The following is a 20,450-nucleotide window of genomic DNA, read 5'->3' as shown; positions in this document are numbered from 1 at the left end:
GACAATTAAAAAAAATTAAATTTTTCCAAAAAGGACGATCAATGAGAGTAGATAATTAAAGGAATCGCGTTTTAAATGTTGGCGTAGCAGGCCTAGGGCACGTAACTTTTGATTTTTTACTGTTTGAATATTTAGTTGCAATAGATCCGCAATTTCCTGATTGCTGTTGCCTTCGAGGTAGCTCAGCTGTATAATTTCACGTGCTTTGGGTGGCAGCTTCTGAATGGCTTCGTAGAGTTCGGCCATGGCTTCGGTATACACAATTTCATGCAGGTAAGATTTTTGATTCTGTTCCTGTTGTGCCACATAACTATCGACTCGATTCAATCTTCGCTGCCGAGCGGTCTGGTGATTGATGCCTACATGACGCGTAGCCTGATAAAGCGCCGCCTTCAGATGTGATAAACTTTCAAAACGCCGTCTGCTCTGCCATAAGCGGAGAAATCCCTCCTCGGCAATATCTTCCGCTTCTTTGCTTTCATCCACAAAGCTCGATGCGTATAAACAAATGCGACTAAAATAACGGTTGTATACATGCGCACAAGCCTGCTCCTCCCCGTTGAGGAAATCTTCAAGCAGCTCTTTTTCGCTCGTATAGTTCATTGGTAGATCGGTTTAGCTAGCAGTTCATCTTTTCGTGGTTAAAGATAACTAAATTAATTTTCACCATTTACCTCATCAAGCCATAAATTTTTCAGCCAAGCACATAAAAAACAAGCTCAGGTCAGTAATTTATTCAGAACTGTTTCCCTACCCTTGTTTTTTCGTTGACAAATGCCCTACCTTTGAGCTGTCGCTTTTTAAAGCAAAACCTAATCCAATAAATCAACCTATTTGCCCTATGACACCTTGCTCCAACAAAATTTCTGAAAGCACCTTTCTCCGATACCTCATTATCTGGACAATTTTGTGCTTGATTACAGGCTTCAATTACTGCTTAGCGCAGCATAAGCAGACCGCTGACCGCGAGATACCGAGATCTTTTATTGACCGAGCGCTAGCGGCTTCCATAAAAATGTTCGGCATAGACAGTGCGAGCAGTCAGCAAAACAGTGCGCCTTTCAGTGGAGTCATCGTGCGCTCGGATGGAACGATCCTTACGGTGGCGCATTCCACCAAGCCGGGCAATTTTTATCGGGTGATTTTTCCTGATGGCAAGCAGGGTGTTGCCAAAGCGCTCGGACGACTGGTCGTCGACCAACAGAGCAACCTGCCCGATATTGCGATGATGAAGATGCAGGGCGAAGGTCCTTGGCCCTTTGCTGAAATGGGCTGGTCGTCATCCATCGCCGAAAAGCAACCCTGCTTTGGATTATCCTATCCCGAAACCCTGCCCTTCAACATCCCTTTTCTCCGCACTGGGCGCATTCTAAAAAAAATGGATGACTACGGTTTTATTCAAAGTAGCAGTATTATGGAGCCCGGTGATTCCGGCGGTCCATTATTTGACGCCTTAGGCCGCGTAATTGGCCTACATAGTCGTATCGATGCTGCGGAGGGCATCAATTTTGAAGTACCTATAAACAGCTATCGCATCTATTGGAGCTCGCTGACCCATCCGGTTGCAATAAACAGTTACCCCACTGCTACTGATTCAATCGGTAGCGATCCCTTAGCGAAAAACCTCGTGGTATTCGGAATCAAAAAGCCGACACAAGACCCCAAAACAAATGTTCAGTCTATCCCTATCCACAGTACATTGCAGGGAGATAGCATGTATATATTAGGCACCGCATTTAATCTGGCAAACAACAAGCAGGTGATATTATCCAAGAGTAGCCAGATTGGCGCAGCGCCAATGGCCAAATTCCACAACAGCACCTATGCTTTGAAGATCCTGCTTAGAGATGAAGAAAACGACCTGATCGCACTTATAAGTGATCATAAATTTCCGGCAATCACTGTATCGGCGAACACCGGACTAGCCATTCCTGATTCTTTACTCGGTATAAAGCTGTGGTCGCTGCTTGCAGACAATAAACGTAAAAGCGGTGTCCTAGGCATGCCGCCGCGAACCTTTCCACGCATACCTATTCCGGGCACGTTCGATGCGCAGATGCAGGAGATTGCAGGTCTTCCAACCTTAACAAAAGTGGACAGTATGGGTGCTGCAGGACGGGCTGGACTTCGTATTGGAGATCAAATCATGGCATTAAACGGCCAGGATGTTGCAAGTGCCCTCAAAATCAATGCTGCCATGCAACAATTTTCTGCAGGCGATACACTAGCAGTTCAATTCCGTCGCGGGGTGACGGCGCTATATACCCAGGTCATTCTGTCCAAATGGGCAGTGCAGCAAAACCCACATCCCGCCAATCACATTCCCAAAGGAAAATCAACGCGCAGGGATAATTTTCCACGTGTATTTCTCCACGATTCCCGTATTCATGCCGACGAATGCGGAAGTCCGATCATCGACAGCGAAGGCAATTTTATAGGACTCAATATTGCACGCTTTAGTCATACAGCTTGCCTTGCTATCCCCCGAGATACTATTCTGGACATTTTATCCAAAGCACAACACCTCATTAGCAGCTCAAAAAGATGATGTTATCAGGTAATTTTTAATACTGTCGCAATATTGTTTTGAACGAAGTCGTCGGGTAGCGATACTTGCAGGGCATTGTCGAGTTGTCGAAAGGAAATCCGATCATCCGTTCCGAGCAGCTCTACCTGACTGAGCTTTCGCGTATGGCCTCTCGAACGGCCCAATGACTTGATTGTAATCTGCGTTCCGGTCGTTGTTCCCATAATAAAGGCATACACTGTATTTCCCTTTGTCGTAAAACGGACATCATCGCCGGTAAAAGCTTTACCTTTTCCTTCATTGAAGCCCTGCACATGCAATGTAGGAGCTTCCTCTTGTGCGGGTCCCTCACCAAAAATGCGCCAAGGACGCGTTCCAATAATGGCTTCTTTGTGTATGGCCATCCAGCTTCCTATGCCTTGTACCACTTCCTTCGCCCTATCGTCGATAGAACCATCGCCGCGCAAGGGTACGCTCAATAGTAAATTACCATTTTTACTAACTACATCAATCAACATGTGAATGACGGTTTTGGCCGATTTATACTGATTATTCTCATAAATCCGGCGATCATAATGCCAGGAACCTATGCAAGTGCAGGTCTGCCAGGGCTGCGGTTCAATGGTATTGCTCTGTCCCCGTTCGATATCCCATACCAAGCATTTCCGTTGCTGTTCATTCAGGATTTTACCGTTGATGACCACATCAACCTTGCCTTTGTTTGCCTGCATACTTTTATTATAAAAGTCGGCCGCGATCTCCAGTCCAACATTGCTGATTGGATAAAGCGGCAGTACCGTATCGTCGAAGTAAACCATGTCGGGCTCGTAGTTATCCATCAGTTCCAGGGTGCGCGCTTTAAAATTTTCACAGTACGCTTTATGCGGTACGCTCACGCCGGAGGCGACATCCCAATGCCACTGCCGATGAACCGTGTTGTCGTCTTTGCTATCTAAACTAGGCTCATGATCCTGAGCGTAGAGCTCCTGTGGATCGTAATCTGCCCACCATTTTCCGACGCCATCTTTCTTTGTCAGCTTCCCATCGTATGGTATTCCGGCAAACTTTCCGGCTTTATCACTTCGTTGCGCTGTCTCATACCAGGTCCAGGCATGGGCTGCGTGAACGCTCACACCAAATTTGAGTCCTCGTTTTTTGGCAGCACGCTCCCAGCCGCCTACAATATCTTTTTTGGGGCCAACATTGACGCTATTCCATTGATGGTGGCTACTGCGGAAAAGATCCAGATTATCATGATGATTGGCTAGGGCCATGAAATACTGGGCACCGGCATTTTTATAGAGGTCCATCAGCTCTTCCGGATTCCAATTTTCGGCTTTCCATTGATGGATCACATCCTTGAAACCAAAAACGGAAGGATGTCCATATTTTTCGAGATGATACTGGTATTGATCGGATCCTTCTTGATACATACCGCGTGCATACCAGTCGCCCCTTTCCGGCTGACACTGAGGGCCCCAATGTGCCCATATACCAAATTTGGCATCCCTAAACCAATCAGGTACCTGATAATTTTCAAGTGAGCGCCAGTCGGGATGAAAAGGTACTCTTCCCAAATAGGTGTGTGCAGCGCTAAATTTGCCAAGGAAAAGCGTCGGAATAGTTGCACCGAGAAACTTAATTGCTGTTCTTCTGTCCATTATACAATGATCTTCGATCAGAATGCCTCGACACAAATAGCACGACAAAGGCATCCGGTTTATAATTTGTTATCTACTTGAATACCAAAAATACCTGTATTGGATCAGGAAAGAAACTACATAATCGATCAATACTAGTACAATATCGACACAGGATTCTTTTTGATCAGTTGAACCAAAAAAAGGCGCCCTAAAAAGGACACCTCCACCTAACACTAACTATGAATAAATAAAAACATTTATTTTCCCAGATCAATTGTTCATATCATTGCCTTTCAAATTTTTATTGTTGTCCAATTCCGACTGTGGAAAAGGATAGAACATTGCTTTGGTAGACCAGCCGCCTTTTTTTAAAGGTTCCAGCCAGCTTGGATTGGCCATCCCCCACCGTAACAGGTCAAAATAACGTTGATATTCACCCAAAAATTCAACAAATCGCTCATGCACGATAATATTTTTGATCGTATTTAAAGGAACGCCGTTTTTTACTAATCCCTGGGCGATCAATCCATCTACATCAGGAATTGTTCCATTGGATTTTTGATACCATAGGTGTGGCTGCTCATCCGGAACGATATTATTGGCGCGCTTACGCACCAGGTTGATGTATTGTTTCGCTCCGGCGATATCGCCACGTTCATTGAGACATTCCGCATAAAGCAGCAGCACATCGCTATAGCGAAAAATACGATCATTGTTGCCATTATCAAAGTCAGCGATCTGAACATCCGGACAATATTTCCGGGTACCAAAGAAATCTTTATTGGTCGCCAGGTTTTTCATCCAGTCCGTATAGGTCGTGACCTTACCGTCCAGCTGCGTAAACTTTGCACCATTCTCGCACCAAAGCGTCATATATTTCCGGGGATCTCCTTCTTCAAATTCATCATGTGCCATTTTATTGGGCGCCAGATTCCACCAGGCACCACCCGTTCCGTCAAACATTCCGATTTCCTGCCACCGCCATGAACTCGATATATCGTCCCCTAGCCAACCCGGGCCATTGTAAAGTTGCACCTCGAAAACCGATTCTTGATTATTCTCTTTCTTTTCCAAAAAATTATCGCTGTATGCGGACATCAATTGATATTCCTTGCTATCAATAACGCTTTTCAATTGAATCTCGGCATTTGCAAAATCCGCTGCCTGTCCTTTTGCCAAAATCGGTTTGTACAGGTAGGTTTTAGCCAAGTAAGCCTGTGCTGCACCTTTGGTTGCCCGACCGATCATTTTACTGTCGGCATAGAGTGCTGCCCGCGTTGGCAACAATTCCGAGGCCCTCTTAAAGTCATCCACGATTAGGGCATATACGGCCCCCGCCTGTGCATTGCCGGGATAGTAATCTTCGTTGGTCTCGACAGGTTTATTGATCAGCGGAATGGTTTCACCAAACAACATGCTCAGGTGCAAATAGTTCAGCGCTCTTAAAAAATACGCTTCTCCCAAGAGTCTATTCTTTCTATTTTGATCTATTTCGCCTTCAAACTTCTGAATCCGATCGATGGCTAAATTAGCCGCAAACACCCCGTTCCAAAAATCTCTCCAGGTCTGGGCTGCCATCCCATCGCTCGCAGGGGTATTGTAGGTATCCTGATACATGGGTTCCCATTTGAAGGTATGATTATAATCATCCCCAGGAGCCAAGAGCTCGAAATACAAACTGCGCGCATATCCCCCCTGTGTGCGGCCGACTAACGCTTGGTAGGCCGGTATGACCGAATTTTCCAATTGATCTGCTGTTTTATAATAGGTGTCTGTCGACAATTCCTGCGGGTTGGAGAGATCCAGATTCGGTTTGCAGCTTGAAAACTGTATCAGCAATGCAGCAGCTGCGAGTTTTATATATTTTCTATTCATGATGTCAATAAGGGATTAGAATGTAAATTGAATACCCATAAAATACTCTCTTGAATTTGGAAAGCTCAACCCCCAAGGCGTTTGCCCATCGATACCACGGCTTAGATTGGAGCGTGTATCGCCCGAGCCCACTTCAGGATCATAACCTGAATACTTGGTAAAGGTCAGTAGGTTTTTTGCGCCTACGTAAAACCGCAGTCGGTCGATCTTCCAACGTTCAAGTCTAGGACTTGAAAAACTGTAACCAATGTTGACGACTTTGAGCCGCAGATAAGAACCATCCTCCACAAACCTGTTGGATGCCCTTAAATTTTGATTCGGGTCGCCGAGTACAGCACGTGGAATATCGGTATCTGTATTTTTGGGATAGATGGTCGTTTCACCGGATATGGGATTTTTGAAGACAAGTTCTTCTGCGCGGTAGCGATCAAGTGTTGACGCAAAATTATTGTAGTAATGGTACATCCCCTCGCCCCAGTATCGGCTATTGTTGTAGATATCGTTTCCCTGACTTCCTTGCCACATCATCGATAGGTCAAAGGTACCAATAGCACTCTGGTAGTTAACGTCAGCATTGAAACCATAGCTAAAATCAGGTATCGGGCTTCCCAAGAAGTCCTTATCCTGATCATTTAAGACCTTGTCGCCATTTCGGTCATTGAAGCGTACATCGCCCAATGCTGCATGGGGCGCAAAAGCTTTATCAGCATCCAATTGTGCCTGACTGGTATATAAACCGTTGGTGGTGTAGCCCCAAAATTCCCCTACCGAACGACCAACTGCTGTTCTTGTGACGTTTTCACCCCCAGGAGAGATACTTCCCCATAAAATTTCATTATTGTTGCCCAGACTCAGCACGCGGTTTTTCACAAAAGAAATATTGGCGCCGATACGATAGCCAAAATTACCGACCTGATCTTTGTAGGAAGCCAGGATATCCCAGCCCCGATTCCGTATGCTACCGGCATTCAGCACGGGAAAGTTGTTACCATAGCCTGCGGTAAACGAAATGGGTACATTGATCAGCATGTCCTCGGTCTTTTTATTATAGTAATCAACTGTCAAAGCCAATTTATGATCAAAAAGCTCCAGATCGAGACCAAGATCAGTTGAATACTGACTTTCCCATTTTACATTCGGATTCGAGGGAGTCTGTGGCAGGGCCCCCGTGACCATCACATTGTTCAGGTAATACCAGACATGGTCGAAACTAACCGTCCGTTGATACTGATATTGTGCAATATCCGAATTACCCAGAAGCCCGTAACTAGCCCGGAGCTTCAATTCGCTGATTGCAGGAAACGCTTTCATAAAGGATTCCTGGCTGATGCGCCAGCCTGCAGATACCGAAGGGAAATTTCCATAGCGGTATTGATTACTGAAGTTGGCCGATCCATCCCGCCGCATGTTAAAAGTCAACAGGTAACGATTGTCATAATTATAGTTGATACGCCCCAGCATGGAATACATGGCCGACTGTCCCACACCTGACCCCACAAGACGGGAACTCGCCAGGGATGCCGAATTAAGGATCAAAACATCCGGACTCGGCAAACCGCGGGCCCCAGCATTGACAGCATTATACCGGGATTCTTCTGAAGTGATTCCCGCCAAAGCCGAAATCGCATGCTTACCAAAGCTGTTTTCATAAGTCAGCGTGTTTTCAAACAACCAGCGGTTATTCTGACTGCTGGAAATATTAAGTTCATCCGGATTATGGTTCTGATATTGACCAACGGAGTAATTACCAATATAGCCTTCATTGCGTATGCGGCTAAGATCAATGCCCATGTTAAATTTATATACCAGTCCTTTGATGATCTCATAAGTAGCCCAGGCATTGCCGTTTACCGAAAAGTTGTCATTGACGTTTTTATTGAGGTATGCATTTGCCAATGCACTCTGCACATCCGTTCCATTGCCAGCTCCGGCAAAACCAGTGCTGCTGTTGGCATCGTAGAGCGGTAATGTCGAGGACCACTTTTGCGCATCGATGATATTTTTGTCGCTCCAGTTGCGGCGGGTGTAACCTAAGGAAAGGGTTTCGCCTATCTTGAGTTTTCCTTTGGTAAAATCAGAGATAAATTGGGTGCCATAGTACTTATTTTTATCTTGAATAATAATGGATTTGTCTGTCGCATAGATACCGCTAAGCCGAAAATTGGCGTTTTGAGATCCGCCGGAAACCGAGAGATTATGCCGTTGATAATTGCCCGTCTGCAGCAATTCGTCCATCATATTATACCCCTGCCCGATGTCGGAGGGTTTAGACAGCGCGGCCAGATAATCTTTGCGTGAAGGATCCTTATTGTACATTTCCTCATTAATCAATTCGGCCAGTTGCTGTCCGTTCAGCAGAGGTATATTATGGGAAATATTTTTGATGCCGGCGAAGGCATTATAATCGAGCTTCACCTCTCCGGCTTTACCCCGTTTTGTGGTGACCAAAATAACGCCATTGGCCCCACGGGAACCATAGATGGCACTTGATGCGGCATCTTTCAAAACCTGAATACTGGCAATATTATTTTCATCCGGCATAGCTCCGCCGATCATCCCATCCACGACATAGAGCGGATCGGTTCCGTTAATGGATCCAACGCCACGGATACGGATAGCGCCATTGGTTACCTGCACTCCAGGCACGGCACTCTGAAGCGTAGCAATTGTACCTCCAGGTACTTTCACCAGATCTTTGGTTTCCACAACAGCGATTGAAGAGGTCAGATCCACCTTTTTCTGTTTGCCATAGCCCACAACAACCACTTCATCCACCGCAATTTCTGCGGCAACAAGCGGGATACTAATTTCCGAAGAATTACCGATTACATATTCTGCCTGATTATAACCCACATTGGATACAATTAGGATTTCACCCGGATTGAGCTTGAGTACAAATTCGCCTTTCTCATTGGTTGAAGTACTGAGGGTTTTATTCTTTACTTTGATCGACGCCCCGATAATGGGTTTTCCTTGATCACTTATGATCTTTCCATGGATCACCTTTTCTTGAGCAGACAGTCGTCCAATGGACATTAACATGGAAGCCATTAACAACCACTTCACTTTCCTATTCCTTTCTTTAGGAAAACAAAAGAAAGAAGACACATAATTTCTGTTCATAATCTTTTTTGAGATAAATGTCTTTTTGCCCCGAGAGGCGAGTACTTGGTTATTTATTTATACAAATTGGTTATTCGTTATTCCCTTTGTCGGATCAGTCATTCGAATGAGCCAGCTATTCGCCAATTGGTTATAAAACAAAGCTAGAAGTTTCGGTAAGATCGCTTTGCAACGAATATTTAAAAGAAGGGTAAAAATGTTTAAAACCTGTTATCAAGGACATCTCCAATTGATTTTAGCTAAAGATTCAAAGCCAGCCTTTCGAACGAAAACAGCAAATCTATGGGAAAAGCCTTTCGGGAAGGCTTATAAAAATGCAGCGATCAGCACGCTACGAAAAACAATTTAACGCAAAAAATAATTCCTCAAAATTTTTCATCTTTTGAAGAAATATCAACTATATTTCACATCTTTGAATTGATTTATGCAATCGATTGAATTAACCATTTAACGCATATTTTGGGTAATCTTACCCAGCCTATTTTTTAAAGAAAAAAACGAACCAAACTTAATGGAATATTTTTCACTATTGAAACATCGTTCTGATTAAATAATTAAATTCATCGCTAATTGCGGTATATTTTCTTTACTTCTTAAAAATGGTCAGGTAATCCATTTTATACCGGACAATCCCGATCATTTTATGGAATGGTTGGGGAGTAAAGGCATCAAAGATATCAAAAGACAACAAACTAATCGGTTACAGGAAGAAGAGGCTGCTGTCTGATATTTTTCAGCGGTATAGCTCCGACGGCTCCGACACGTATTATAATTGCATTTTTATTCATTGCTGTTATCTTTTATTTTTAATCCGCAGATCAGTAAAAAGTTGAGCATAAAAAATAGGACCACACGCACAATATTGAGATTGCGCCACTGCATGGCTTTCTCTTTCAGGATCAGATCCACGGTATCGCTGTAGGGCAATCGCTGAAATTCCATCAGGGTGGGCGCAAAGTAGATCAGGGTCCAGATTCGAAGCCCCAAATGGGCCAAAAACAGCACGAGCATCAAATCTCGGCGTGCTTTAATTTTCCAATTATAACATAAAGCGACGATAAAGATAATTTCATGTAGACTGTGCATGACAATCCAAAACAACTTAAAATCCAAAGCGTAAGGCTTCTGAAAAATAAGCAATGAAGCGGGAGGTGCCGCTGTCCATGCCGGCACCATCAGTGCTGTCTCCCAAAGCTGTGCGCCATTCACTAAGAAGTAAGCACAAATCGAATAGAACAACCACTGTGTTGGTTTTGAAAATATAAGGGTATTCTTCTTCATCATTGATTACAGTTAACATAAAATATCATCCGCTAGTATTGAAAAGTAAAAAATCAGAACAGATCGTTTTTAAATGCTATTTTTACAGTTCCTGATTAGCTCTTTCATACAAAATTATACCGTGGCAGTCGAGGAAACTTGCAAAAAAAGGAGTAAAATTAGTAAATTAGGGAACAATGGGATTCGAATTCAAAACTGACGATAAACCATTTCACATGGCCTTTGATCACGATAACTTCGATGGTGAAGGCTTAAAAGAGCATGCCTTTAACATCAGGCTTCCGGATGGAGAGCTATCATCAAAACAATGGTTTTTTGATGGTATTAAAATCCTATACACCGAAGCCATTCTTGACCGGACAACGCATTTCGACTGGAAGGGAGATACCGAATTGATCAGCATGCATTTTAATTTGCAAGGTTGTACATCGATCCAACAGGATGGAATGGAAGCTGCTTTTGAATTGAAAAAAAATCAGCATAATCTAAGCTATGGCACACAGGCGCAGGGAAAAATGATGTTTGATGAATTAAAAATGAAGTCCTTTGTGATTCAATTTCAAAAGGAATCTTTTTTGAACATATCAAAAAATGGAAACGAATCTCTTAAACGATTTGCCGATAGCATTGTAGCAGGTAAGCCCATCCTATTTTCCAAAGCCAATTTGAACATCGATCTATCCCAACTGAACTGCATTCATTCGATTTTGAACTGTAATTACGCTGCCGATCTCAAAAAGTTATTTTTTCTTTCGAAGACCATTGAATTACTTGTCCTGCAAGCAGAGTCCTTCAATACTATCCAACATTCAAACTCTACCTACCTCAAATATGATCACGATAAAGAACGGATTATATTCGCACGCGATTATCTGGTCGACAATATCGAGTCGCCTCCCTCGCTGATTGAACTGGCAAAGATAGCCGGTCTAAATGAATATAAACTCAAACGGGGATTTAAAGAAGTATTCCATCAAACTGCATTTTCTTATCTTTCCGACCTGCGTCTAGAGCTTGCTAAAAACCAGCTCCTCGAGGGTAAAAAACCGGTTACTGAAATCGCATTTGAAATGGGCTATTGTTCGCTGCAGCATTTCAGTACTGCATTTAAGAAAAAGTTTGCGGTCAGTCCCAGCCAGGTCAAGTAGCATACTATTCCTTTCGAAGACAGGATGCTTATCGACCAAAAATAGTACAATATCGACCAATAAAGGCTGCTAGATTATTTTCATTTGTAAATAAGATGAAGATCCGTTAGACTTGTACTTAGATAAATATGCGCGCGTCATAAATAGTTGCGTCATCATTTTTGATTTTTAGAATCTAATCTTACGCCACATGAAGCTGTCTAAAGAAAATCTGATTAATATAGCTGTTCACAATATAGATCTACCCCACTCCTCCATTTTCGATTTACCCGAAAAAGTGATTCAGTTTGGGACAGGTTCCCTTTTGAGAGGACTACCCGATGATTTTATCCATCGGGCGAATCAGGCAGGGCTATTTAATGGACGAATTTTGGTTGTAAAATCAACTACCCAAGGTGACAGTTCAGCTTTCAATACACAGGATGCGCTATATACCCTCTGCGTGCAGGGTTATTCAAATGGAAAGATTGTCGATCGTCAGCAAGTAAATGCCTCCATTTCCAGGGTATTGTCGGCACAGCAAAGCTGGTCAGAAATTTTGGAAACTGCTACAAATCCGCAGATGGAAATCCTGCTATCCAATACCACAGAAGCAGGTCTGGTCGAAGATAAAGGTGACATCGGAGATAATCCTCCGGCAAGCTTTGCAGCTAAAGTAACTGCATATCTCTATACCAGATTCCGTCATTTTAACGGCGATCCAAGCAAAGGACTTATTATTATCCCGACGGAACTCGTTCCCGACAATGCACAGGTACTTAAAAAAATCATCATTAAAATAGCTGAACGGCAAAATCTTAACCCCGAATTTGTCAGCTGGATTAAAGAGGCCAATCACTTTTGCAATTCACTCGTCGACCGTATCGTCCCAGGCAGTATCTCGAGCAGCAAGTTCCCCTATGAAGACCTACTCGCTATTATGGCCGAACCATATTGTCTCTGGGCAATAGAAACAGACAGTGAAACCGTAAAGAAACAACTTTCATTTGCTGCAATTGATCCTGCAGTTAAACTTGTATCCAACATCGAGCAGTACAAAGAGATCAAACTACGTTTATTAAACGCTACCCATACCCTATGCTGCGGCATCGCGCTTTTGTCTTCTGTGGAATATGTGAAGGACTTTTTCCAAGTTCCTGCGTTTGACCGATATATCCGCCATATCCTTTTTAACGAAATCGGCCCTATCTTGCAGCATTGTGTCCATATCGACAAAGTAGACTGGGAGGAATTTGCAAGTGCTGTCATCGACCGCTTTAAAAATCCCTTTCTTGCCCACCGCTGGCATGCTATAGCTTTACAGTATACCACCAAGATGAAAATGCGTGTGTTTCCGCTACTCGCCCCATGGTATTCTTTTCAGGGCAAACCACCAGTAGGTCTAGCCATTGGTGTTGCGGCTTATCTGCTGGTCATTCGTGAAGCCGCCAGTGGAAGGCTTGTTTTTCAGGACGACCTCCAACCGAAGCTGAGCCAATATATCGACGGTTTAAAGTCGACACACGCCCTACTGTCGGATAAGGATATCTGGGAGCTATCATTAGCGGACTATCCTGAATTTTCTAACCTGGTACAGGAATTAGTTGAATTTATCGAGGTCAACAGTATCGGGCAAGCAATTGAAAAATATCTAAAGATCAACGCCTACTAGGACCAAAATTAGATATGTGACTAGTCATTTCAGTAATGAAACGACTTAACCTCATTCCAGTGTATGAATGGCTGGATGGAACGAATGTTTTTGATCGTTCCGTATTTTACTTGTATGGATGGAAAAAAGTCTTTTATTTTTTTTGAAAATCGACTTTAGAAGCGCATCACTCCGTATTTTTTTAATATATTTAACCAGCAAACAGCACTTTATTGTCTAGCTACAATAAAAAGCGGAAGCTAGCCAGGCAACATCAAAAGACCACTTATGAAGAAGACCACTTTTCGGAACCTATTTGTCGTATTATCTTTTATTGCTATTCTATTACCCATTTATCCTTCCATCCGGTCGTATTTCAGCAAAACATGTATCACCGAAAAATATGGCCTTCATTACAATGAACAGCGTAAGAAACTGGGCCTGTATCCCATTCCCGATAGCTGGGGCAGAAGAAATCTCGATTCTTCCATCATCTGGTATAATCCCGTTGGCAATTTAGGACATCGCTGGAAAAATGTTTATTTTAAAGGCTGCAACATCAAGGAAGAACTGGATCTTTTCGCTTTCGGCTACGATGCCGAAAAGAGGCAATATACCAAAGTCCTGAAAGTGATGACACGCTATAATATACAGGATAAAGTATTAGATATCAACTATCAAGTACTGACCGAATCATACAGTAAGCATATCGGAAAGGCGGAGGCTGACTCATTAATCGGCACACTGGCGCTATCCGACTCCAAGTGATCCTTCTTACCGTTTTTCATCTACTCACTGTTTTTATTTCCAGATACGAAGTCTTTCAAATTCGCCATAGCCCAACTGGTTGTTACCGGCAATCTGGTAAAGGCCGACGCGAAGTCTTTTGCCGTTCAGATCGGGACGTAGAAACGGTGTTCCAGGCAGATCTTTCCAATCCACACCGTCTATCGAGCAACGCAAAAAGAAATAACTACCGACCTTTTGGACCTGAAGGTAAGGCGAAAAATTAAGGCCCGTTCCTGTATTCTCTTCCTGAAAAATCTGTGGACCGATGCTCCGCGAAAGGTTGCCTAGGTTCCATCCCGTCAAAATACAATTGCTGATGTAGGCATCCTTACGATCCATGCTTTGAATCATGATACCAGCTTCACTTGATGTACGTACTTTACGGCCCAGGCCTACCACATCACTTACCTTAACCTCTAGCGTGAAATCGCCCTCCAGCTCTTTATAAACAAAGGGCGCCAGAAGATCTGCATCGCCCCATTTTGTATTTTTGGACTGGATTTTCCAGGTTCCAGCCAGGTAGGAAAGCGCTGTCTGTGTACTATCGATTCTTTCACTGTATTGATAACCATCCCAGAAAGGAATTTTCTGATCCTTGGCTGAATAGCTTTCATCCTGTGCTGGCTGCACCAATTTCGGCTTTTGCGCCGAAATCGCTTCCACTACCGGTTTACTGACATGGCCAAAGGCATCCTTTGCAAGAATTTCGATGGAGCCGCCAATTTCGGTCCATTTAAAAAGATGGTAAGGCTGTTGCTTCCAGCCTGAGCTCTTGTTCCCAGAACGGAATAGATACCACATTCCCTGCTGTTTTTCGACCTGTGCAAACACCTGATCGGCATTGATCAGGCGCGGTGGAAAGAGTACTTGCGGAATATACCCGTCCAGGCCATTGGCCAAGCCCGCTTTCCACTGACTGAACTTCGCGTTTACCTCATCCGATGTTGAGGTGCCGGAATAGGCACGAAAGAAATGAAATGGATAAGCAAAGTCGATAGTAGGCTTATTTATCCGCAGCAGTTTGTCAGAAAACACGCGCTTTTCAATCTTCCCATTGCGATAAAAGCTCTTCTTTCCTTTATCATTGACAAGCACAGCATGCTGCCAGGTAGCATCGTCATACCAATCAAAATCAAGTGTATAACGCTGCTGCTGAAGAACCTCTCTTAGCGCCGCACTTTCAAAAGCTTTACCTTTCAGTGCCAGTCTATTTCCGGCTATCATAACTTCCGCATCGTCAACCGTCACTAAAGTATCCTTAGCTGTTCCCTGGTTCCGCAAGGTACTGAGCTTTCCGGGGTTTAAATCGTCAGTTTGCAGCGCAAAGAAATTCGATTTAGGTACTTCATTGGCCAACCTAACCACTTCCTCCTCATCCAAGCTCGTATTATATACCTGCAAACTGGATACATAGCCCGAAAAATGCTGGTCCAGTACATCCGAAGCTCCCAGGACAAAAACATCCCCGGGCTTGACAAACAGCATCCTATTTTCCCTGCGCTGCAGCTTTCCGTCCACATAAACAGACTCCTGATAGCCGTCAAAAGAAAATACAATATGATGCCACACATTTGCGTCCGGAACCGATGCATACCCCATATCAGGCCAGGAACCATGCGTGATGGCCCCACGTCCGGCATCAGTACCATAACCAAAAATCGCTTTACTGAGATCCTGCTGCCCCGACGACCAGGCAACCAGCTGTTCAAACCGCGCTATGTCCGGATTATTGACCCACAGTCCTATACTATAGGAGCCATTTGCTGCCAACGATTGTGGCACAGCGAAGGTCGAGCGCAATGCGCTAGTTCCGTCAAAGAAGAATGCCTTTCTACCCTGATAGTTTTTAACGGCCAAGGCATGGTCCGTACTGAACATACCCCCGAGTAGCCCTTTGTTCTGAATACTTTTTACGTATTGCCCTTCCTGGTAATTAGCCGCATCGATATGGATCAAATTACCCACTGCGACTTCCTGCACAGGCATCTTTTGTGCTGCAGACCATAGCGTCTGTTGTGGAAGCTGTTGTGCATATACTTTCATGTTCCAAACAGCCCTGGGAAGTCCATTCAATTGCGTGTTGAAAATGGTTAATCTAACATATCTTGCCGAAGCTTTACCATGTTCCACAATAGGACTTGCCCAACGGTCGTTATCCAAACGATCTACAAAACTTTTCCAGGCAAGACCATCCACAGAAGTTTCAAGTCGGTATTGATAGGCATACGTCGGGTATTCAAACTGAATGGCTATGGTCTGTATATCCATTGGTTTACCCAGGTCAATAGCTACCCAGGCGGGTCCCTGATTATTTTTGGCCCGCCATAGCGTTCCATTGTTGTTGTCTACTAAAAAAGAAGGCCTAAATTCCGCATTGTACCAGGAAGAGGCCGTCACGGTTTTACCGAAAGCCAAATCTACCGGCTCTACCGCCGATGTAAGTAAATCCGGTACACCAGCATGTGTGGGCCGCACCGGCTCAATATCGCCGTCAGGCGTAAAGAACAGCTCGTCCATGGCAACCTGACGGTGGAAGCCACCCCCAGCGTGTGGATTGTTATGCCTGTGATAGACAATGAAATAACGATTATCCTGTTCAAGAATACTATGGTGTCCCGGACCGTGTATACTGCCATCCTCGTTTGTACTCAATATTGGATTGGTCGACGGGTATTCAAAAGGCCCCATTGGACCGGTTTTACTTTTAACGTACTGAACACGATACGTACCATCTTCGCAATGCCCCGAGGAGTACATCAGGTAATAGATGCCCTTACGCTTAAACATATAGGGCGCCTCAAAAAAGTCCTTTGCCACCGTATTGGGGATCAATGCTGTCTTTTCGAACGTTTTCATATCCCTGTTGAATATCCCCACCCCACATCCATGATCGGGGTAGATTCCCCAGGTTCCCCAAAATAGATAAATGCGGCCATCATCATCCCGAAAGGTTTGCCCGTCCAGAGTAATTACACCTGGAATCATATAATTAGGGATCATCGATTTGCCTCCAGCTACCAAAGGTTCCCAGGGTCCCGTCGGGCTGTCGGCCACTGCACCAAAAATTTCTACAGGCTGACTATAATAGAGGTAATACCGTCCGTCGTATCCCTGCGTCATATCAGGCGCCCAGTACCAATGTGTATTGGGCCAGTTCATGGGTTGAATGGTCCAGTTCTTCAGATCCCGGGAGCTCCACACCTGCGAAGGACCTGCGCCCCAACCGTTCCCATCCGTAGTCGCATAGATATAGTACGTATCGGCAATTTTCTTAATGCTCGGGTCCGCAAAATATCCGGGCAGCAGTGGATTCAATACATTAGGCTGTTGGTACGGTTTCAACGGCTGAGCCACCAGCCCTGTTAGCGACATAACCATTGCTGCCAAAATAGCGAAAGAAAAATGATGTTTCATGATAACACAAGGTTTACAAGTACATAAGAGTTTACAGGTACATAAGAAACGATATTGCCATTTAACAGACTTTACAACAAATAAAATCTACGATAAATGTCTATTTAACATTAAATTTATAACTTCAGTCATCACATTACAAATTTTGAGGGCTAACTGGTTAAAAATGGGCTATTGAAGGTTAAAATCTACCCATAAATACAGGGTACAATCCTTCATCTTTGTAAGAGCATTGACCTTAGCTGTCTTATAATGAGTATTAAAATATCTAAAATGAATCTTAAAAAATGCTATTGGATCCTATTTGCGCTCGTATGCACACAGTTGCCAAGCAGCGTATATAGCCAGCAGGACGAACACCCCGTATGGAAAGCAGTCAAAGCGCAGCAAGCCACCTTAGGCGTAGAAGAGGGCGCCAAAAGCTTCACCCTCAAAAACCTCAGTGTAGCCATTCTCAATGCGTCGCAGACGCTATCTTCTTTTCGACCCAACGGAAGCGAAAAAGACTTTGACTATACACCTGTTGAACTCCTGCGCAAAAGAGACCGTAATCAATTTTTTCATATCGGTGACATCACGATCAGTTTGCGTCGTCAGGGCGACAGCTCCTGGAGCGCCTATTCTTCGGCTACAGCGCGTAAGCACGTAAAGGCGCTAAGTCCTACAAAAAACAACCTGGCCAGCGCAGATATTAGTCCTACGCTCAACAACATCCCCTTAAAGGTCATCCGCAACTGGCAAGATGACCATGGCGACCTGATCCTTAGCTTTGAGATTTCAAATCCAACTGATTATACCATCGAAATTGGCGCGCTGGGTATCCCCCTTCCATTCAATAACAACATGGACTGGAAAAATCTCGATCAGGCGCATGCACAGAATGTATTTTTCGATCCCTATATCGGCCAAGATGCAGGGTATTTACAGGTCAACCGTCTACATGGCAATGGACCGAGTCTATTGGTATTGCCCTATAAAAATGCAGGCTTTGAAGCCTACAATCCGCTCAATACCGACCCGACTCCCCGAAGTATTACCTTTGAGGGATTTCATGAATGGCTGATCCACAGTAAGGCCTATGCCGAGACTGACTGGAAAGGCGTAGAACAATGGAATACACCGACTTCTACCCTCCTGAAGCCACATGAATCAAAGACCTTTGCCTTAAAATTTGTCCTCGCACCAAGTATCCGGCAAATTGAATCGGAGTTACTGAAAAATAATCGGCCTGTTGCTGTTGGACTGCCCGGATATGTTGTCCCCATGGACAATCCCGCCAAACTTTTTGTTAAGCATAGCAAAGCGGTCAAAAATGTCAGTGTCTATCCTGAAGGTGCTTTAACCCTGACAAAAAAAGGAAGTACAGCACAGCACTGGACCGAATACGAAGTGAAGGGCAACCATTGGGGACGTGCGCGGCTTACCATCAACTACCGGGATGGCATTACACAGACGATACACTATAAAGTGATCAAATCTGAAAAAGAAGTCGTCCAAGATCTGGGCCATTTCCTCACTACCAAGCAGTGGTATGAAAATGATAAAGATCTTTTTGGCCGATCACCATCTGTTATATCCTACGACTATGAAGAACAGCAGCCCATCACCCAAAATAAGAGTGCCTGGTTTGCGGGTCTAAGCGATGAAGCCGGTGCCGCAAGCTGGCTTGCCGCCTTGATGAAACAGGTACTACAGCCCGATCAGCAGGAAATAGCCAAATTGAAACGTTTTGTCAATGAGACGCTATATGGCCATATCCAGCATAAAGAAGGCGACAAGAAATATGGGGTTGTCAAAAGCCTATTTTATTATGAACCCGACTCGATGCCCGCAGGAACCTACCGTTCGGACATCAACTGGAAGACCTGGGCGGCCTGGCCAAAAAAAGAAGCCGATGACATTGGGCGCTCCTACAATTACCCACACGTGGCGGCAGCACACTGGGTGATGTACAGGCTTGCCCGCAACTACAACAATCTGGTCAACGAAGAAACCTGGGACAAGTACCTCGAACGGGCGTACCAGACCAGTATCGCCATGGTCGAAAAAGCGCCTTATTACGCGCAGTTCGGTCAAATGGAAGGCAGTATCTTCCTTATCGTACTCAATGACCTCAGAAAGGAAGGATTAACCACCATGGCCGATAAGCTTGAAGCCGCCATGCGTAAGCGAGCAGAGCATTGGAAGACCCTCAATTATCCATTCGGAAGCGAGATGCCCTGGGACTCTACCGGTCAGGAAGAGGTATACCTCTGGTCACGCTTTTTTGGTTTCGATGAAAAGGCTCAAGTCACCCTAAATGCCATCATCGCCTACATGCCGACCGTTCCCCACTGGGGGTACAATGGCAGTGCGCGCCGTTATTGGGATTTTGTTTATGGTGGCAAACTCTCCCGTATTGAGCGTCAGCTGCATCATTATGGTTCGGCCCTCAATGCCATTCCCGTCCTGACGGCCTACCGCGACCATCCAGACGATTTCTACCTGCTACGGATCGGACATGCCGGTATGATGGGCGCATTGGCCAATGTCACCCAAGACGGCTTTGGTCCTGGAGCATTCCACTCTTACCCGTCCACACTGGCCAATGACGGCATCTCGGGCGATTATGGAACCGGTTTTTATGGTTATGCTGTTAATTCAGGTACCTATATTGTCGACCATCCCGAATTTGGCTGGCTGGCTTTCAGCGGTAAGCTAAAAACCGAAAAACAGCTGGTCTCGGTTGCCCTGACTACAGCTTCCAAAGGACGTGTCTTTCTGGCAAAAGAAAATCTTTGGTTGACCACCGATGCCGGAGAAATTGCCGAATTACAGTACGATCAAAAAGACCGCAGCGTCACCCTGATCTTCAATACTGAGGCAAACCAATATAGCACGAATATGCTGCTCAATGTAAATCCCGAAAGCCATTATGAGGTGGAAGGAATAAACAAAGATCCATTGAATCGCTATGTAATACCCCCATCAATAAAAGCGGTAAAATTGAAAAAGCTGAAGTAGAAAAGAATCCAGGCAAT

11 protein-coding genes are annotated in these 20,450 nt (G+C 44.6%); 5 read left to right on the top strand and 6 right to left on the bottom strand.

Going from position 1 to position 20,450, the window contains the following annotated elements:
- Positions 1 to 15: 15 nt before the first annotated feature.
- Positions 16 to 603 (bottom strand): RNA polymerase sigma factor, encoded by a 588-nt coding sequence (locus AAW12_RS19320; protein WP_046675251.1) that lies wholly within the window; start codon positions 601 to 603, stop codon positions 16 to 18.
- A gap of 238 nt (positions 604 to 841) precedes the next feature.
- Here AAW12_RS19320 and AAW12_RS19315 point away from each other — a divergent pair, with 238 nt between their 5' ends.
- Complete coding sequence (locus tag AAW12_RS19315; RefSeq protein WP_046675250.1) at positions 842 to 2,548, top strand: trypsin-like peptidase domain-containing protein; 1,707 nt, start codon at positions 842 to 844, stop codon at positions 2,546 to 2,548.
- A gap of 5 nt (positions 2,549 to 2,553) precedes the next feature.
- Here AAW12_RS19315 and AAW12_RS19310 read toward each other — a convergent pair whose 3' ends face one another.
- The 4 genes from AAW12_RS19310 to AAW12_RS19295 form a co-directional block, all read right to left on the bottom strand.
- Positions 2,554 to 4,188, bottom strand: coding sequence for an alpha-L-fucosidase (locus AAW12_RS19310; protein ID WP_046675249.1), 1,635 nt, complete (start codon positions 4,186 to 4,188; stop codon positions 2,554 to 2,556).
- 252 nt (positions 4,189 to 4,440) lie between these two features.
- Positions 4,441 to 6,045, bottom strand: coding sequence for a RagB/SusD family nutrient uptake outer membrane protein (locus tag AAW12_RS19305; protein WP_046675248.1), 1,605 nt, complete (start codon positions 6,043 to 6,045; stop codon positions 4,441 to 4,443).
- A gap of 15 nt (positions 6,046 to 6,060) precedes the next feature.
- Positions 6,061 to 9,168 carry a SusC/RagA family TonB-linked outer membrane protein gene (locus AAW12_RS19300; protein WP_046675247.1) on the bottom strand — a complete coding sequence of 1,036 codons (3,108 nt, stop codon included), beginning with the start codon at positions 9,166 to 9,168 and terminating at the stop codon, positions 6,061 to 6,063.
- 780 nt (positions 9,169 to 9,948) lie between these two features.
- Entirely contained in the window at positions 9,949 to 10,452 is a 504-nt protein-coding gene (locus tag AAW12_RS19295; protein WP_046675246.1) for a hypothetical protein, read from the bottom strand.
- Between the two features lie 173 nt (positions 10,453 to 10,625).
- On the opposite strand from AAW12_RS19295, the gene AAW12_RS19290 reads away from it, so the two are divergent.
- From AAW12_RS19290 to AAW12_RS19280, 3 genes are all read left to right on the top strand, one after another.
- Positions 10,626 to 11,597 (top strand): helix-turn-helix domain-containing protein, encoded by a 972-nt coding sequence (locus AAW12_RS19290; RefSeq protein WP_046675245.1) that lies wholly within the window; start codon positions 10,626 to 10,628, stop codon positions 11,595 to 11,597.
- A gap of 190 nt (positions 11,598 to 11,787) precedes the next feature.
- Entirely contained in the window at positions 11,788 to 13,248 is a 1,461-nt protein-coding gene (locus AAW12_RS19285; RefSeq protein ID WP_046675244.1) for a tagaturonate reductase, read from the top strand.
- A gap of 267 nt (positions 13,249 to 13,515) precedes the next feature.
- Entirely contained in the window at positions 13,516 to 13,995 is a 480-nt protein-coding gene (locus AAW12_RS19280; RefSeq protein ID WP_046675243.1) for a hypothetical protein, read from the top strand.
- A gap of 33 nt (positions 13,996 to 14,028) precedes the next feature.
- On the opposite strand, the gene AAW12_RS25720 is transcribed toward AAW12_RS19280, so the two are convergent.
- Complete coding sequence (locus AAW12_RS25720) at positions 14,029 to 17,430, bottom strand: family 43 glycosylhydrolase (protein ID WP_053003827.1); 3,402 nt, start codon at positions 17,428 to 17,430, stop codon at positions 14,029 to 14,031.
- A 273-nt stretch (positions 17,431 to 17,703) separates the two neighbouring features.
- On the opposite strand from AAW12_RS25720, the gene AAW12_RS19270 reads away from it, so the two are divergent.
- Positions 17,704 to 20,433 carry a DUF5695 domain-containing protein gene (locus AAW12_RS19270; RefSeq protein ID WP_197084099.1) on the top strand — a complete coding sequence of 910 codons (2,730 nt, stop codon included), beginning with the start codon at positions 17,704 to 17,706 and terminating at the stop codon, positions 20,431 to 20,433.
- The last annotated feature ends 17 nt before the right edge of the window (positions 20,434 to 20,450 follow it).

This window comes from Sphingobacterium sp. Ag1, assembly GCF_000988325.1.
Classification (GTDB): Bacteria; Bacteroidota; Bacteroidia; order Sphingobacteriales; family Sphingobacteriaceae; genus Sphingobacterium.
The sequence above is the reverse complement of the archived record's forward strand: the minus strand, read 5'-3'. Positions and strand labels throughout refer to the sequence as shown.

Excerpts from the sequence above, each read along its gene's own strand:
- AAW12_RS19320 (WP_046675251.1), bottom strand. The coding sequence starts at position 603 with ATGAACTATACGAGCGAAAAAGAGCTGCTTGAAGATTTCCTCAACGGG.
- AAW12_RS19315 (WP_046675250.1), top strand. The coding sequence starts at position 842 with ATGACACCTTGCTCCAACAAAATTTCTGAAAGCACCTTTCTCCGATAC.
- AAW12_RS19310 (WP_046675249.1), bottom strand. The coding sequence starts at position 4,188 with ATGGACAGAAGAACAGCAATTAAGTTTCTCGGTGCAACTATTCCGACG.
- AAW12_RS19305 (WP_046675248.1), bottom strand. The coding sequence starts at position 6,045 with ATGAATAGAAAATATATAAAACTCGCAGCTGCTGCATTGCTGATACAG.
- AAW12_RS19300 (WP_046675247.1), bottom strand. The coding sequence starts at position 9,168 with ATGAACAGAAATTATGTGTCTTCTTTCTTTTGTTTTCCTAAAGAAAGG.
- AAW12_RS19295 (WP_046675246.1), bottom strand. The coding sequence starts at position 10,452 with ATGATGAAGAAGAATACCCTTATATTTTCAAAACCAACACAGTGGTTG.
- AAW12_RS19290 (WP_046675245.1), top strand. The coding sequence starts at position 10,626 with ATGGGATTCGAATTCAAAACTGACGATAAACCATTTCACATGGCCTTT.
- AAW12_RS19285 (WP_046675244.1), top strand. The coding sequence starts at position 11,788 with ATGAAGCTGTCTAAAGAAAATCTGATTAATATAGCTGTTCACAATATA.
- AAW12_RS19280 (WP_046675243.1), top strand. The coding sequence starts at position 13,516 with ATGAAGAAGACCACTTTTCGGAACCTATTTGTCGTATTATCTTTTATT.
- AAW12_RS25720 (WP_053003827.1), bottom strand. The coding sequence starts at position 17,430 with ATGAAACATCATTTTTCTTTCGCTATTTTGGCAGCAATGGTTATGTCG.
- AAW12_RS19270 (WP_197084099.1), top strand. The coding sequence starts at position 17,704 with ATGAATCTTAAAAAATGCTATTGGATCCTATTTGCGCTCGTATGCACA.